The 16,040-nt window shown below is 68.4% G+C and carries 16 protein-coding genes; 9 read left to right on the forward strand and 7 right to left on the reverse strand.

Translation table 11 applies throughout. The features are described from left to right. The 5 genes from BRX43_RS18415 to BRX43_RS18435 all read right to left on the reverse strand — a co-directional run. On the reverse strand, positions 1–195 hold a 195-nt coding region (locus BRX43_RS18415), incomplete at its 3' end, for a hypothetical protein (protein WP_164523673.1). Positions 196–286: 91 nt separating this feature from the next. Then, the gene (locus tag BRX43_RS18420; RefSeq protein ID WP_125996537.1) at positions 287–841 is read right to left on the reverse strand and encodes a (2Fe-2S)-binding protein; all 555 of its coding nucleotides are present in this window, start codon (positions 839–841) and stop codon (positions 287–289) included. An 18-nt stretch (positions 842–859) separates the two neighbouring features. After that, positions 860–1,387: a molybdenum cofactor biosynthesis protein B gene (gene moaB, locus BRX43_RS18425; protein ID WP_125996538.1), complete on the reverse strand. Its 528-nt coding sequence runs from the start codon at positions 1,385–1,387 to the stop codon at positions 860–862. Continuing rightward, positions 1,387–3,354, reverse strand: a complete 1,968-nt coding sequence (locus BRX43_RS18430; protein ID WP_206433275.1) for a lytic transglycosylase domain-containing protein — start codon at positions 3,352–3,354, stop codon at positions 1,387–1,389. Before BRX43_RS18430 ends, moaB begins: the two co-directional genes overlap by 1 nt. After that, a complete protein-coding gene (locus BRX43_RS18435; RefSeq protein ID WP_125996539.1) occupies positions 3,351–4,067 on the reverse strand; it encodes a uracil-DNA glycosylase in 717 nt (238 codons plus the stop codon). Before BRX43_RS18435 ends, BRX43_RS18430 begins: the two co-directional genes overlap by 4 nt. A gap of 160 nt (positions 4,068–4,227) precedes the next feature. On the opposite strand from BRX43_RS18435, the gene BRX43_RS18440 reads away from it, so the two are divergent. From BRX43_RS18440 to BRX43_RS18480, 9 genes are all read left to right on the forward strand, one after another. Further along, entirely contained in the window at positions 4,228–5,895 is a 1,668-nt protein-coding gene (locus BRX43_RS18440; protein ID WP_125996540.1) for an electron transfer flavoprotein-ubiquinone oxidoreductase, read from the forward strand. A 1-nt stretch (position 5,896) separates the two neighbouring features. Continuing rightward, positions 5,897–7,462: a tetratricopeptide repeat protein gene (locus BRX43_RS18445; protein WP_125996541.1), complete on the forward strand. Its 1,566-nt coding sequence runs from the start codon at positions 5,897–5,899 to the stop codon at positions 7,460–7,462. Beyond that, complete coding sequence (locus BRX43_RS18450) at positions 7,456–8,286, forward strand: 4-(cytidine 5'-diphospho)-2-C-methyl-D-erythritol kinase (RefSeq protein WP_125996549.1); 831 nt, start codon at positions 7,456–7,458, stop codon at positions 8,284–8,286. The genes BRX43_RS18445 and BRX43_RS18450 overlap by 7 nt, the downstream gene beginning before the upstream one ends. After that, entirely contained in the window at positions 8,283–8,978 is a 696-nt protein-coding gene (locus tag BRX43_RS18455; protein ID WP_125996542.1) for an enoyl-CoA hydratase/isomerase family protein, read from the forward strand. The genes BRX43_RS18450 and BRX43_RS18455 overlap by 4 nt, the downstream gene beginning before the upstream one ends. Before the next feature lie 104 nt (positions 8,979–9,082). Then, complete coding sequence (gene recA, locus BRX43_RS18460) at positions 9,083–10,156, forward strand: recombinase RecA (protein ID WP_125996543.1); 1,074 nt, start codon at positions 9,083–9,085, stop codon at positions 10,154–10,156. Between the two features lie 69 nt (positions 10,157–10,225). After that, a complete protein-coding gene (locus tag BRX43_RS18465) occupies positions 10,226–11,125 on the forward strand; it encodes a class I SAM-dependent methyltransferase (protein ID WP_125996544.1) in 900 nt (299 codons plus the stop codon). A gap of 47 nt (positions 11,126–11,172) precedes the next feature. Beyond that, positions 11,173–11,799, forward strand: a complete 627-nt coding sequence (locus BRX43_RS18470) for a glutathione S-transferase (RefSeq protein WP_125996545.1) — start codon at positions 11,173–11,175, stop codon at positions 11,797–11,799. 152 nt (positions 11,800–11,951) lie between these two features. Then, complete coding sequence (locus tag BRX43_RS18475; protein ID WP_241215066.1) at positions 11,952–13,814, forward strand: beta-L-arabinofuranosidase domain-containing protein; 1,863 nt, start codon at positions 11,952–11,954, stop codon at positions 13,812–13,814. Positions 13,815–13,827: 13 nt separating this feature from the next. Continuing rightward, positions 13,828–14,520, forward strand: coding sequence for an aspartate/glutamate racemase family protein (locus BRX43_RS18480; protein ID WP_125996547.1), 693 nt, complete (start codon positions 13,828–13,830; stop codon positions 14,518–14,520). A gap of 6 nt (positions 14,521–14,526) precedes the next feature. Here the strand turns inward: BRX43_RS18480 and BRX43_RS18485 are convergent, their stop codons facing one another. Both BRX43_RS18485 and BRX43_RS20620 read right to left on the reverse strand, forming a co-directional pair. Continuing rightward, entirely contained in the window at positions 14,527–15,582 is a 1,056-nt protein-coding gene (locus tag BRX43_RS18485; RefSeq protein ID WP_125996548.1) for a DUF2332 family protein, read from the reverse strand. A 41-nt stretch (positions 15,583–15,623) separates the two neighbouring features. Then, the gene (locus tag BRX43_RS20620; protein WP_206433276.1) at positions 15,624–15,857 is read right to left on the reverse strand and encodes a hypothetical protein; all 234 of its coding nucleotides are present in this window, start codon (positions 15,855–15,857) and stop codon (positions 15,624–15,626) included. Between the last annotated feature and the right edge of the window lie 183 nt (positions 15,858–16,040).

Raw genomic sequence — 16,040 nt, forward strand, 5'->3', positions numbered from 1 at the left:
CTGTGGCCGCTGCCACCCCTCCGGCGGTCGGTCGGGGCGGGGGCCGAAGCGCTCGGCATCGGGCATCCGGCGTTGGGCCACGGGCGGGCCACGTTCACCGGCCGGGCCGTCGTCGCGCCGCTCGACCTGCTGCGCCAGCGCCGAGGCGGGAAAAAAGGCGACCGCCGCCAGCAACGATCCGATCAGCGTCCTCATCCGTCCATTCCTTGTCCGTCGGCGCACGGGCCGACCCTGATGATGGACAGGATGTGCCCGTTGCGGGACGAACGGAAGCTGAATTGTGTCGTCAGCGATCCGACAGCTTTGCGGGGGCGACCAGGGCCGGCACTGCGCCGGCCGCCTCGGCCGGGTCGATGCCGGGACGCGCACCGGCGGGGATCACATCCTCCCCCCGCTGGAGGCGGCCGGCGCGGCGCACCGCCTCGACGATGCGGGGATAGATGCCGCAGCGGCACAGATTGGTGAGCGAGGCGCGGATCACCGCTTCGCTGGGATCGGGGTCGCGCCGCAGCAGCCCCGCCGCCGCCATGACGAAGCCGGGGATGCAAAAGCCGCATTGCCCGACCTGTTCGGCCAGAAAGGCGAGCTGCACCGGATGCTCCCGTTCCTGCGACAGCCCCTCGATGGTGGTGACGCTCGTTCCCTCGACCTGCGCGATGCTGGTCCGACAGCTTCTGACCGCACGGCCATCGACATCGACCGTGCACGCCCCGCACTGACCGGTGCCGCAGCCATATTTGGTGCCGGTCAGATTGGACGCATCGCGCAATGCCCAGAGCAACGGGGTCTGCGGGTCGAGGCGGTACTCGACTGGCTGGTTGTTGACGGTGAAGCGGGTCATGCGGACGAGTTCGGCGCGTCAGCGTTCCAGCAGGCGCGGCATCAGCTCGACGAAGTTGCACGGGCGGTGGCGACTGTCGAGCTGTTCGCGCAAGATGCCGTCCCAGCCATCGCGCACCGCGCCGGTCGAACCGGGCAGCGCGAAGACATAGGTGCCCCGCGCGACGCAGGCACAGGCGCGCGACTGGACGGTCGAGGTGCCGATCTTGGCGTAGGACAGATAGCGGAACAGCTCGCCGAAGCCCGGTATCATTTTGTCGGCGATCCGCTCGATCGCCTCGGGCGTGACGTCACGCCCGGTGACGCCGGTGCCGCCGGTGGTCAGGATCACGTCGATGCTGGCATCGTCGACCCACTGGTTCAGCCGGTCGACGATCGCATCCTGATCGTCCCGCTCGATCGCCCGCTGCGTCAGGATATGGCCGGCGGCGGTCAGTCGCTCGACCAGCGCGTCGCCCGAGCGATCCTCCGCCGGCCCGCGCGTGTCGGAGACGGTGAGCACGGCGATGCGAACGGGCTGAAAGGGACGGCTGAGATCGATCGCCATCAGCGGACGCCGCCCGGCTCGGCGGCGGAGAAGGAGATGCTGGCCTTGGGACGCTGCATCGCCATCGCGGCGGCGGCGGCGCGTAGCGCATCGGTGTCGCTGGGGGCGGAGGAGGGCGCGGTCGCGCTGGCCGGCGCGGCGGCCGCCATCACGACGGGCGCCGGCGCGGTGGGAACCGGGCGCACCGGGCGGCTGATCGTGGCATAGCCGATGTTGCGCGACGGCATCCGGACCGCCGTCGCGCCGGACAGACCGGGGAAGCGTGGCCACATGCCCTGCGCCAGCGCATTGCGGCTGGCCGATCTGGGCTTGCCGTTCTGCGCCTCGTACATCCAATAGTTGCGCAGGACCGTGGTGACGTAGCCGCGCGTCTCCCAATAGGGGATGCTCTCGATATAGAGGAGCGGGTCACCATTGTCATGGACCAGGCTGTTCCACTCGCCGACTGGCTTCGGCCCCGCATTATAGGCGGCGATCACCTTGGGCAGCAGGCCGCCGGTGATCCCCATCATGTCGCGCAGCCGCTCCAGGTGGCGCTGGCCGATATCCATGTTGGTGGAGGGGCGCGACAGCGCGTTCTTGTCGATCGGCAGGCCCCGTTCGCGCGCGAAATCAACGGCGGCGGCGGGCATGATCTGCATCAGGCCATACGCCCCGGCCGGGCTGGTCACCTTGGAGCGGAAGCGGCTCTCCTCCAGCGCATGGGCATAGACCAGCGACTTGTCGACGCGCCAGCCGCTGTCGGGGGTCCAGTTGGGAGTCGGGTAGCGCGCCTCGGGCAGGGTGGTGACGCCCTGCGGGCAGTTATGTGCCAGCCACAGGGTGGTGGCGGGCAAGTCGAGCGTTTCGGCCAGCCGGACCAGGCTGGCGAACTCGGCCGGGTTGCCGATCCGCGCCTGCTGGCGGATCACATCGTCGGCCAGCTCCGTCTCGCCCAGCTCGACCAGCGCGGCGGCGACGCGGATGTTGGGGCGGCGTTCCAGCGCGGACCATTCGGTGGCGACCAGGCCATGCCCCGGCTTGACCTGGTTGCGCAGGCCGAGGGCCTGGCGGGCGAGCTGGCCATAGAAACTCTCGCGGAACTGCGCCGCACTGGTCAGGCGCGCCTGCACCTTGTCCGGACGGGCGCAGACGATGTCCGCGCGGGCGGCCCAATAGAGACCGGCGGCGCGCAGATCGACATCGTTGGCGCGGGCGGCGACATTCTCGAAACCCGTCTCGGCGGCATTGCAGTCATTCTGCCGCCACGCGGCGAGCGCGCCCATCCAGCGACCCTGCACGGCCCAGTCGCCATAGCCATTGGCGGCCAGCGCCCCCAGTTCGCGCGCCTTTTCGTCATTGCCCTGGAGATAGTACATCCAGGCGACGCGCGCCTGCCATTCGGTCTGCGCCTCGCTGGACAGGCCGGAGGTGGCGATCAGCAAAGCTTCCGCGCTCGCGCCGTCATCGCTCTTGATGAAAGGCTGCATCCGCGCCAGCAGATCGGCCGCGACCTGGTCGCTGGCGGTCGGCTTGGTGCGGACCCGGCGAGGCGCGCCGTCCTGCCAGATCAAGCGTTGCTGCACCGGCAGCGGCGGTAGTTCCGATGCGCCACGTGCCTGCGCCAGCCGGCGAAGCTGCTCCGCCTCCGGCAGTTCGGGCGCTTCGTTGAGCAGGGCGACTAACGGCGCGAGTTCGACGCGCGGCGAACCCTTGGCGGTGTAGAGCTCGGCGCGGGCGATGGCGTGGAGGGGGCCGGGCGCCATCGAGTCGAGCGCGATCTGCGCGTCGGTCCAGCGGCCCTCGCGGATCGCGGCGAAGACCAGCCGGTATCCGCTGCGCTGCGCGGCATCGAGCTGGTCGGGGATATGATCGAGGCGGGTGCCGATGGCCGGCGCGGGATTGGGTGCGGGCGCGGCAAGCGCGGCGGCCGGGCAGGCCAGCGAACAGCCGGCGAGCAGCGCCGCGATCGTCAGGTTGAGCCTCATTCCCCCGCGTCTCCCATCAACAATCTCAGGTCACGCCAGCTTTCCGCCTTCATCGCGGGCCGCTCGATCAGCAGCCGAGGATGCAGGCTGGCGACGACCTGGGTGATACCGTCTTTATGCTGAAATTGATGTGGCCGTCCGCGCGCCGCGCCGCGCTCCATCCCCAGGATCGCACGACTCGTCGCGTCGCCGAGCAGCAGCAGTCTTTTGGGTGCAACCAATTCAACATGATGGCGCGCGACCTCGCCCAGTCGGGCCTCCACTTCGCGGGGCATCCGCCCGGCGATCGGCCGCCGGGCACAGACCGCCGCGACATGCACGGCGTCGCGGGAGAGGCCGATCGCGGCGAGCATCCGGTCGAACAAGCGACCCTGGATACCGGCGAGCAGGGCACCGGCATCGCCATCCTCCCGGTCCGGGCAGTCCAGCAGCACCATCAGCGCCGCATCGGTCGGGCCGCTGGCGGCGACCGCCGCGCCGCTCCATCCGGCATCGGGCGCGTCCGGCCCGGTCCGCCATGCGGCGAAGGCCTCCAGCGTCGCCGGCAGGGCCGGGACGGGCGGCGGCGCATCGGCGGCTGCAGGACGGGGCGGCGGCGGGGCGGCGAACCAGTCGCGCGGGACATCGTCGACCAGCAGGTCGACGCCCGCGTCGGCCCACCAGTCCAGTGCGCTGGCGACGAGCGCCGCGTCGAAAGTCTGATATGCCCCCATCACGCATTCCCTTGCGCAAAGGTTGACGTTTTCGTCAATCTATCGGATCGGCAGACAGGACAGGACGTTGCCGCCGTACGCCTGTCGGCGACGCCGCCGGCGCGGACAGGCGGAACGTTACGGCAACCGCCGCTGGCGGACCGGATCGGGAGTGGATGGAATGAGCGAACGCGAGTCGATGCCCTATGACGTCGTGATCGTCGGTGCCGGGCCTGCGGGCCTGTCGGCCGCGATCCGGCTGAAGCAGCTCGCCAATGAGGCCGGCAGCGAGATCTCGGTCTGCGTGCTGGAAAAGGGCTCGGAAGTGGGCGCGCATATCCTGTCGGGCGCGGTGATCGATCCGCGCGCGATGGACGAATTGATCCCGGACTGGCGCGACACCGACTGCCCGCTGGCGGAGACGCCGGTGACGCAGAACCATCACTGGGTGCTGACGCCGAAGAAGAAGTTCAACCTGCCGCATCTGTGGACGCCGCCCTTCCTGCACAACAAGGGGACCTATACCTGCTCGCTCGGCAATCTGTGCCGCTGGCTGGCAGGCCGCGCCGAGGAATTGGGCGTCGAGATCTTCCCCGGCTTCGCCGCCGCCGAGATCCTGTTCGACGAGCAGGGCCGGGTGAAGGGCGTCGCGACCGGCGACATGGGCGTCGCCCGCGACGGCACCCACAAGCCCGACTATCAGCCGGGGCTGGAACTCCATGCCAAATACACCTTCTTCGCGGAGGGCGTGCGCGGCCATCTGACCAAGGAGGTGATCCGCACCTTCGACCTGGCGCGCGACAGTCAGCCCCAGGTCTATGGCCTGGGCATCAAGGAATTGTGGGACATCGCGCCCGACAAGCATGAGCCGGGCAAGGTGGTCCATACGCAGGGCTGGCCCTTGACCGAGGTGCCGGGCGGCGGCGCGAATGGCGGCGGCTGGATCTACCATCAGGCGAACGGCCAGGTGTCGATCGGTTTCGTCACCTGGTTGAGCTATACCAATCCGCACCAGTCGCCCTTCCAGGAAATGCAGAAGTGGAAGACGCATCCGGCGGTCGCGGATCTGCTGAAGGGCGGCAAGCGCGTGTCCTACGGCGCACGGGCGATCAATGACGGCGGGTTGCAGGCGATCCCGAAGCTGGTCTTCCCCGGCGGCGCGCTGATCGGCTGTTCGGCCGGCTTCCTCAACGTACCCCGGATCAAGGGCACGCATGGTGCGCAGAAATCGGCGATGATGGCCGCCGAGGCCGCCTTCGCTGCGATCCAGGCCGGGCGCGAGGCGGACGAACTGACCGCCTATCACGAGGCGTTCGAGGGGAGCTGGCTGAAGAAGGAGCTGTCGATCGTCCGCAACGTGGTGCCGCTGGTCAAGAAGTTCGGCGACCTGCTGGGTTCGGGCCTGTCCGGCGTGACCATGTGGGCGGAGCATTTCGGGCTGAAGATGCCCTTCACCCTCAAGCATCACCCCGACCATGAGAGCCTGTGGCGGCAGGATCAGGTCAAGCCGCCGGTCTATCCCAAGCCGGATGGCGTGCTGACCTTCGACCGACTGTCTTCGGTGTTCCTGTCGAACACCAATCACGAGGAGGACCAGCCGGTCCACCTGACGCTGCGCGATCCCAATGTGCCGGTCGAATACGACCTGCCCCTGTATGACGAGCCGGCGCAGCGTTACTGCCCGGCGGGCGTGTACGAGATCGTCGGGCAGGACGAAGGCGATCCGAAATTCGTGATCAACGCGCAGAATTGCGTCCACTGCAAGACGTGCGATATCAAGGACCCGACCCAGAACATCAACTGGGTGGTTCCGGAAGGCGGCGGTGGTCCGAATTATCCCAATATGTAAGGTGCTTGGTCTGGCCGGTTCGGCGCTGGCGCTCTGGCCTGTCCCAGCGTCGGCGGCGATCGCCGACAGCCGGCCGCTCGCGACCTATCTGGCCGCGCGCGCGGCCGATGCCGAGGGGCAGGGCGATGCGGCGCTGGCCGCCTATGCCCGTGTGCTGGACGATGCGCCGACCGACCGGGCGGTCGCGGCCCGGGCCTATCGCGCGGCGGTGGCCGGCGGCGATGCGGCGCTGGTCCGCCGTGCGATCGCGATCCTGGGCAAGGAGGCCCCCCCCGATGCGGCGCTGTTTCCGCTCGCCGACGCGGCGCGGGCGAATGATCCGGCCGCCTTCGCCAAGGCGCTGACCGGGCTGGACAGCGGCATCCTGCGGGTCATCGCGCCGGCCCTGCAGGGCTGGCTGGCGGAAACGGGCGGACAGGACGGCGTGGCATTGCTCGACAAGGTGCCGGCCCGGTCGCTGGCGGCGCGTTTCGCAGCGGAGAACCGGGCGCTGTTGCTGGTCGCGCGCGGCAAGGTCGATGCCGGCGTCGCCGCGGCCGAGTCGGTGCAGGGGCCGACCGGCCGTTCGCCCGTGATCCGCGCCATCGCCGAGTTGCTGGTGGCCGACCATCCCGACCGGGTGGCGGCGCTGCTGGACGATCCCGCCCTGGTCGCCCAGGCCAGGGCGAGCGCGGCGCGCCCGACCCTTGCCTTTGCGACCTCGCGCCTGCTCGTGCGACTGGCGCGCGAGCTGGATGGCGAGCGGGGCAGCGTGATCGGTCTGGCCATGGCGCGCGCGGCGTTGGATTGCGATCCGACCTATGTGCCCGCCCGTCTGGTGCTGGCGACGCAGATCGCGCGCAGCGACGATCCGGATCGCGCGCTGGCGCTGCTCGATCCGATTCCGCTGGACGGCCCCTTTGGCGAAGCGGCGCTGGCCGAACGCTTCCCGCTGCTGGCTCGCACCGACCGCGATCCCGAGGCGCTGGCGTTGGCCCGGCGACGGGCGGAAGCCGGAACTGCGGATGGCGTCGACCGGGCGCGCTATGCCGGGTTGCTGGTCCAGGCGGACCAGGCCAAGGCGGCTTTGCCCTGGTACAAGCGGATGATGAAGGACCCGCGGTTCGCAGGCAATGCGACCGCCTGGCTCAACTATGCCGCCGGGCTGGACGCGGCGGGCGACTGGAAGGGCGCGCGCAAGGCGCTGACCCATGCGCTGGCGCTGTCGCCGGACGATCCGCAGATCCTCAACTATCTCGGCTATGGCGAGATCACGCATGGCGGCGACCCGGTCGCGGCGATCGCGCTGCTGGAGCGGGCGCACCGTCTGGCGAAGGACGACGCCTCGATCGCGGATTCGCTGGGCTGGGCCTATCACCGGACGGGCGACACGGCGCGCGCGCTGCCGCTGATCGAGGGCGCGGCTTCCGCCGAGCCCGACAATGCCGAGATCGCCGAGCATCTGGGCGATCTCTACTGGACGGCCGGTCGCCGTTACGAGGCGCGCTATGCCTGGGCGGCGGCGTCCGTGACGGCCGAACCGCGCGATCTGGCGCGGCTGGCCCACAAGCAGGCGGAGGGATTGTGACGATCGTCGAGGACGCGCCCGCCAAGATCAACCTGGCGCTGCATGTCCGTCACCGCCGGGCCGATGGATATCACGCGCTGGAGACGCTGTTCGCCTTTGCCCGGGATGGAGACCGGATCGCGGTCACGCCCGCCGAGCAGGACAGTTTCGCGATCGAAGGGCCGTTCGCGGCCGGTCTGGCGAGCGAGGGCGACAATCTGGTAACCCGCGCGCGCGACCGTTTCCGCGCACAGGTCGCGCCCGTGCGGCCGGTCGCCATCACCCTGACCAAGGCGCTGCCGATCGCGTCGGGCATCGGCGGCGGCTCGGCGGATGCGGCGGCGATGTTGCGCGCCCTTGCGCGGCTGGCGGATGTGTCGGTCGAGGCTGTCATGCCTGTCGCGATTGCGCTGGGCGCGGACGTACCGGCCTGTGTGCTGGGACGCACCAGCCGGGGTGTCGGCCGGGGCGACGAACTGGTCGAACTGGACGGCTTGACCGACATTCCGTTGCTGCTGGTCAATCCGCTGGTGGCGGTGTCAACCGCCGCAGTCTTTGCAGCGTGGGACGGGGTCGATCGGGGCGCGCTGGCGACGGGCGATCCGATGGCGGCCGCCGTGGACGGGCGCAACGACCTGGAGCCGGCGGCGCGTGCGGTGGCACCGGTGATCGATGCGGTGCTGGCGATGCTGGCGGCGCAACCGGGGGTGCGCCTCGCCCGGATGTCCGGGTCGGGGGCGACCTGCTTCGCGCTGTTCGACGATGGGGCGCAACGCGACGCGGCCGATCGGACCATCGCGGCGGCGCGTCCGGATTGGTGGCGTCTGGCGTCGCGCCTCGCATGATTCGGGTGGTGCGCGACGGCGCGTTGGCGACGATCATGCTCGACCGGGGCGGTGCCCGCAACGCCATTCCGCTGACCGGGTGGCAGCAACTCGCGCAAGTGGGACCGCTGGTCGAGAACGCATCGCTGGTCGTCCTGCGATCGGCGGACCGGGTGTTCTCTGCCGGTGCGGATTTGGACGAACTCGCTCGGCTGGCGGCGGAGCCGGAACGCCGCGCCCCCTTTCGGGAGGCGATGCGCGCGGGCATCGATGCGATCGCTGCGCTGCCGATGCCCGTCGTCGCGCTGGTGGAGGGCGGCTGTTTCGGCGCGGCGGTGGCGCTGATCCTCGCCTGCGACTGGCGGATCGCCGGCCCCGATGCCTGTTTCGCGGTGCCGCCCGCCCGGCTCGGCATCGGATATCCGGCGGAGGATGTCGCCCGGCTCATGGCCCAGGTCGGACGCGGGCAGGCCGCGCGATTGCTGTTCACCGCCCGGACGATCGACTCGGCCGAGGCGTTGCGGATCGGACTGGTCGAGATGGTGGCGGAAGCGCCGAACCTGGCGGTGGCCAATGATCCGGCGGCGCTGCGCGGATTGAAGCGGGTGCTGACCGATCCGACCGATCCCAACCATTCGGCATTGTTCGAGAACAGTTTCGACAACCTGGCCTTTGCCCGCTTCGCCGCTGCCCGGATCGGACCGACCGGGTAGCATAAAAATCGATGTTCCACTCTTGTTCCTGTAGAACGGAAGTCGTACATGGTGGGTGACGCGTTGCCCTAGGGGTGCGCTTGCTTTAGCGATGGGAGCCCGTAATGGCCGCGAACCTGAAAGTGATCGACACCGGCATGGCAACCGCAAACACCGACCGACAAAAGGCGCTCGACGCCGCGCTGGCGCAGATCGACCGTGCCTTCGGCAAGGGCTCGGCGATGAAGCTCGGGCAGAAGGAGACGATGCAGGTCGAGGCGATCTCGACCGGTTCGCTGGGTCTCGACATCGCGCTGGGCGTGGGCGGTCTGCCGCGCGGCCGCGTGATCGAGGTCTATGGCCCGGAATCCTCGGGCAAGACGACGCTGGCGCTGCACGTCATCGCCGAGGCGCAGAAGAATGGCGGCACCGCCGCCTTTGTCGACGCCGAGCACGCGCTCGATCCCGTCTATGCCAAGAAGCTGGGCGTCAATATCGACGAACTGATCGTCTCGCAGCCGGATACCGGCGAGCAGGCGCTGGAGATCGTCGACACGCTGGTCCGCTCCAACGCGATCGACGTGCTGGTGGTCGACTCGGTCGCCGCCCTGGTGCCGCGCGCCGAGATCGAGGGCGAGATGGGCGACAGCCATGTCGGCCTGCAGGCGCGATTGATGTCGCAGTCCCTGCGCAAGCTGACCGGCTCGATCAGCCGTTCGCGCTGCATGGTGATCTTCATCAACCAGCTGCGCATGAAGATCGGCGTGATGTACGGCAATCCGGAGACGACGACGGGTGGCAATGCCCTGAAGTTCTACGCCTCGGTCCGCCTCGACATCCGTCGCACCGGCGCGATCAAGGATCGCGAGGAGGTCACCGGCAACACCACCCGCGTCAAGGTGGTGAAGAACAAGGTCGCACCGCCCTTCAAGCAGGTCGAGTTCGACATCATGTATGGCGAGGGCATCTCCAAGATCGGCGAGATCCTCGATTTGGGCGTCAAGGCCGGGCTGGTCGAGAAGTCGGGTTCCTGGTTCTCCTACGACTCGATCCGGATCGGTCAGGGCCGGGAGAATGCAAAGAACTATCTGCGCGACAATCCCGAACTGGCCGACCGTCTCGAAAAGGCCATTCGCCAGCGTACCGAGAAGGTCGCGGAGGAAATGATGGTCGGACCGGACGGCGAGGACGACGCCTGATCCTTCGAACGGCCCGCCGGTGACGGCGGGCCGTTTCGCTTCGGAGCCGGGCTGACGCGAGGAGATGGGATGACCAGCGCAGGCAATTGGACCGGTCGCGTCGGCCATGTCTGGGCAGCGGAATGGCGCCGGACCGATCGAAGCTTCGCCGATCTGGCCCGGCATCTCGACGCCGCCATCGTGCACGTCGCACCAAACACGGGACAGGCGCTCGATATCGGCTGCGGTGCAGGCGCGACCAGCCTGACCTTGGCTGAGGCTCGGCCGAAGCTGGCGATCACCGGCATCGATCTTTCCGACGAACTGGTGGCCATCGCCCGGCAGCGGTTGGCACACCGACGGTCGAGCGATCCCGGCGCGGCTCCCCATTTGCGCTTCCTATCGGGCAATGCTGTCGCGCTTGTTCAAGAGGCGGGGCCAGCGGATTTGGTCATTTCCCGGCACGGACTGATGTTCTTTCCCGAACCGGTGAACGCCCTGGCGGCGATCCGCACCGGTGCGGGCGAGGAGGCGAGCCTGGTCTTTTCCTGCTTCGGCGATCGCGCCCGCAACCGGTTCGCCACGATCGCCGATGACGCGACTGGTTCGACGGCGGCTCTTTCTCGCGACTATGCTCCCGGCCCCTTTGCCTTTTCCGATGCGGATCAGGTGGCCGAATGGCTGGCGGCGGCGGGCTGGAACGAGGCGACCGCCGCGCAGGTCGCCTTCGACTATGTCGCTGGAGAGGGAGCCGATCCCGTCGCCGATGCGGTGTCCTTCCTGTCGCGGATCGGCGCGGTCGCCCGGCCGCTGGCCGAAGCGACGGCCGCCGACCGGCCGATCATGCTGGCCCGGCTCTCCGCGATGCTGTCGGATCATCGCATCGGCGATCGGGTGATATTGCCTGCCTGCGCCTGGATCTGGCGGGCGAGGAACGTGTCGGCGTCATCGAACATCGCGCCGGACCGCTTCCGCCCGCCAATGCGTTAGGAGCGATCGCCGACGCGGACGACCGCGATCATGAGAGGGGATCAGGCATGACGATCATCGTCCATCATCTGGAAAATTCGCGTTCGCAGCGCATCCTCTGGATGCTGGAGGAACTGGGTCTCCCCTATGAGGTCAAGCGCTACGAGCGCAACCCGGAAACGATGCTTGCCCCGCCCGAGCTGCGTCGCGTGCATCCGCTCGGCAAGTCGCCGGTGCTGGAGGATGACGAGACGATCGTCGCGGAGACCGGCGCCATCGTCGAATATCTAGTCGAGCTGGCGGACGGCGTGCTGGGGCCCGGCGCCCACCGGTCGGAGGTGCTGCGCTATCGCTTCTGGCTCCATTATGCTGAAGGGTCATTGATGCCGCCGCTGCTGCTGAAGCTGGTGCTTGGCCGGATACCGCTGCTGGGCAAGCGGGCAAGTGCCCGTATCCAGCCGATGATCGACCGGCATCTCGCCTATGTCGAGCAGGAACTGGCCAGCCGCCCCTGGTTCGCGGGCGAACGGATGACCGCCGCCGACATCATGATGAGCTTCCCGCTCGAAGCCGCGCGTCATCGCGCCGGTCTGGATGCCCGCTACCCGGCTACCACGGCCTGGCTGGCCAAGATCCACGCCCGCCCGGCCTATCAGGCCGCACTCGCGCGGGGCGGCCCCTACGCCTATGCCTGACCTTCCCAAATCCCGTCCCGCCATGCTAGCATTGGTCGGACAAATGACGGGATGGAGAGGTCCTGATGCAGGATGAACATGGTCGAATGCATAGCCGCCGGACCTTCCTGGCCGGGGCGGGTGGCGGTGTCCTCATGGCCGGTACGCCGGTCATGGCCGCCGCTCAGCCCGAGGCCAGGCCCGTGCCGGTCGGCGCGCGTCCGACACCCAGCCTGCGTCCCTTCGATCTCAAGGACGTGACGCTCGGCGAGAGCCCGTTCCTCCATGCGCAGCGCAAGACCGAGGCCTATCTCCTATCGCTCGACCCAGACCGGATGCTCCACAATTTCCGAGTCAATGCTGGGTTAAGGCCACGGGCGCCGGTCTATGGCGGTTGGGAATCGGAGCCGATCTGGGCCGACATCCATTGTCAGGGGCACACGCTCGGCCATTACCTGTCCGCCTGCGCGCTCGCCTATCGGTCGACCGGCGACGTGCGCTATCGCAGCCGGATCGCGCACATCGCCTCCGAACTGGCGGAATGCCAGGCGGCATCGCGGTCCGGCCTGATCTGCGCCTTCCCCAAAGGGGCCGCCGTGGTCACCGCGCATCTTCGGGGCGAGCCCATCACGGGGGTTCCCTGGTACACGCTGCACAAGGTTTACGCGGGGTTGCGGGACGCGGCACTGCTGGCGGACGACGCGACCGCACGGACGGTGCTGCTCCGTTTCGCCGATTGGGCGGTCGTCGCGACCGCGTCGCTCAGCGATGCCCAGTTCGAGACCATGTTGGAAACGGAACATGGCGGCATGAGCGAGATTTTCGCCGACATGTACGACATGACCGGCAAGGCAGAGTATCGCGATCTCGCCGGCCGGTTCGCGCAAAAGGCGGTGCTGACGCCGCTGGCCCGGCAGCGCGATCTGCTCGACGGACAACATGCCAATACGCAACTGCCCAAGATCATCGGCTTCCAGCGGATGTGGGAGGAGACGGGGCAGGAGGAGTATCGCACCGCCGCGCAATTCTTCTGGAAGACGGTGGCCACCACCCGCTCGTTCGCCACGGGAGGGCATGGCGACAACGAGCATTTCTTCGCGCCCGCGACCTTCGCCGATCATGTCTTCTCCGCCAAGGGATCGGAGACCTGCTGCCAGCATAATATGCTGCGGCTCACCCGCGCCCTGTTCCTGCACGATCCCCGCGCCGACTATGCCGATTATTACGAGCGAACGCTTTATAACGGCATCCTGGCCTCGCAGGACCCGGACACCGGCATGGCGACCTATTTCCAGGGCGCGCGTCCCGGTTATATGAAGCTGTACCACACGCCGGAGGACAGCTTCTGGTGCTGCACGGGCACTGGCATGGAGAACCATGTCAAATATCGCGACTCCATCTATTTCCATGATGACGACGCGCTCTACGTGAACCTGTTCGTGCCGTCCTCGGTCCGCTGGGACGCGAAGCAGGCGACCCTGACGCAGACCACCGCCTTCCCCGACGCGAGCGCGACGCGGTTCCGCTGGACCTTGCAGCGACCAGCCGCGATGAGGCTGAAGCTGCGCCATCCCGGCTGGAGCCGCGATGCGGTGGTGCTGGTCAATGGCGAGGAAGTCCTGCGTTCCGATCGGCCCGGACGCTATCTCGATCTCGCTCGGACCTGGCGCGATGGCGACCAGGTCGAGCTGCGACTGGCGATGACGGTCGCGGCGCAGCGCTCGCCCGCCGCGCCCGACATCGTCGCCTTCACCTATGGACCGCTGGTGCTGGCAGGGGCGCTGGGGAAGGACGGACTGGCACCTGGCGTCGACATCATCGTCAACGAGCGGAAATATGGCGAATATAACGCCTCGCCCTTCATCACGCCGACACTGGCCGGAGACGCGGAGGCGATTGTCCGGACGATTCGCCCGACCGCGCGCGCCCTCGAGTTCGAGACGGCCGCCACCGACGGCAAGCCGATCCGGATGATCCCCTATTTCCGCATCGCGCACGAACGCTACGCGACCTATTGGCGGCTCGCCATGGCCTGAAGGGGGCAGGGAAATGCGGACGATCGGCCTGATCGGCGGCATGAGCTGGGAAAGCTCGGCCGAATATTACCGGATCATCAATCGGCGGGCGCGGGACCGGCTGGGCGCCCCGGCCTCTGCCCGGTGCATCCTCTGGTCGTTCGACTTCGCCGAAATAGCGGCGTTGCAGGCGGCCGGGGACTGGTCGGCCCTGACCGAGCGCATGGTCGCCGCCGCCACGGCGCTCGAGCGCGCCGGGGCGGGGATATTGGTGATCGCCTCCAATACCATGCACCGCATGGCGGACCAGGTCGCGGAGGCCGTGTCCGCCGAACTGATCCATATCGTCGACCCCACGGCCGAGCAGATCAAGGCGGCCGGTATCCAGCGCGTGGGCCTGCTCGGCACCGCCTTCACCATGGAGCAGGATTTCTATCGGGGGCGGCTGGCGGACTACCATGGCCTGGAGGTACTCGTGCCGGACGCCCAGGACCGCGCGACCGTGCACCAAATCATCTATGACGAACTGGTCGCGGGCGTGGTCCATCCCCGGTCCCGCACGGCATATCGCGCCGTCATCGCCCGGCTGGCGGACCGGGGCGCGCGGGCCGTGATCCTCGGCTGCACCGAGATCATGCTGCTGATCGGCGCGGAGGACAGCCCGGTGCCGCTGTTCGACACGACCCGCCTCCATGCCGAGGCGGCATTCGACCGGGCGCTGGCCTGATCGGCGTCAGGCGCGACAGCGTATCCAGGCGCCATAGGGATCGCACTCGGCCAATTGTCGTGTCCGGCCGTCCGGCCAATGGGTCATTGTCAGACGGACCGCGTCGCGCGCCGGCGTCCACTCCAGGCCGATTACGGCCAGGGGATGCCGGTCATCGGCGCGCGCGCCGGCCGGTTGTAAAGCTGCGACCACGTCTCGGCGTTCGTCCGCCGCCAGATATTGCATGACCATCGAGTGGAGCACGACCCGGAGGCATCCGTCCACTTGTACCGTGGCAAGCCGATCCGGGAGCCAGGCACCGGCGCTATCCTGATCCAGTCGGGGCGGATGACGCCGGGCGATGGCGAGCGCGCGGGTCAGTCGATCCATCGGTTGGACCTGATCGACGAACAGATGGTCGAGCAGGCGCTCGCAGGCGGCGGCATCCTCGATCCGGATCGGCGCCAGATCGACGCCGCGCGCGGTCCGGACATCCAGCGTGGTCGCCGGCGGGGGAGGAGCACACCCGATCGGGGGAATCGTCAGTTCGGAAGAGGGATCGCCAGCAATGGTCCCGCCCAAATTGTGGCGGTAGCGGCCGAGATTGAGGTTCAGCCCCGCACTCGCACCGATTTCGAGCAGGTCGACCGGCATCGCGAATATCTGGCCAAGATGCGGCAGCACGGCGGCGAAGGCGGCGGACCGAGCGACCTCGATGGTCTGGGTCGGGTGCTTCGGGCGCTCGGCGATGGCCAGGTCGCCCATCGTCAGGGGGGTGCGTGCCGCATGGTCGACATCGACCGTTTCTCCACCAAACAGGGCGGCGAGCGGCGCGATGCCTCCCCGTCGCGCCAAGGCATGAAGCGCGCTGTGGAAGCGAATCGCGACGGCCGCGCTTGCCCGGTTGCCCGGCCGCTCCGCCATCATCGTTGCGGTATATGGGGCGACCTTCAAATGCCGCGCCCCGGCAAGCAGCAGAGCCGCGACGAAGGGCGAGCCGAAGCCATGGGCGACCCGTGCTTGATCCTCCAGATAGGCGCGGGCCGCCGCCAGGCCGGCATCGGATGGGTGTGGAACAGCCATGGCGGACGGTTGACGAGGAACGATGATGCGTCCTTCCGACGTCAGAAGCTGGTCCAGGCGTCGGCGTCCGCCAGTCGGGCGGACGATCGGGCGGGCGTGACAGGTTCTGCGGCCGCATGGCGTGCGGCGACCGGGGTGCGGCTGGTGGAGGCCGGGCGGCCCGTATCGAAGCGCGATGGCTTGACCGTCAGTTCAGCTACCTCACACGTCAATTGCCGGGCGGTGGCGGAGGTCCGCTCGACCATGGCGGCATTTTGCTGGATGGTGCGGTCCATCGCCGTGATCGCGGCGGCGATCTGTCCGATCGCGGTCGACTACGCCTCGTCGTCGGCGGCGATGTGTTCGGCGAGGGTGCTCGCCTGTTCATTGGCTTCGCTGATCGCTCCCATGTAGCGAACGCAGCGGCCGACGACCTTCAACGCAATGACCTAGTATCTCAGCGTGCACGTACCATCGAG

Source organism: Sphingomonas sp. S-NIH.Pt15_0812, from assembly GCF_003951315.1.
In the GTDB taxonomy this organism is placed as follows: domain Bacteria; phylum Pseudomonadota; class Alphaproteobacteria; order Sphingomonadales; family Sphingomonadaceae; genus Sphingomonas.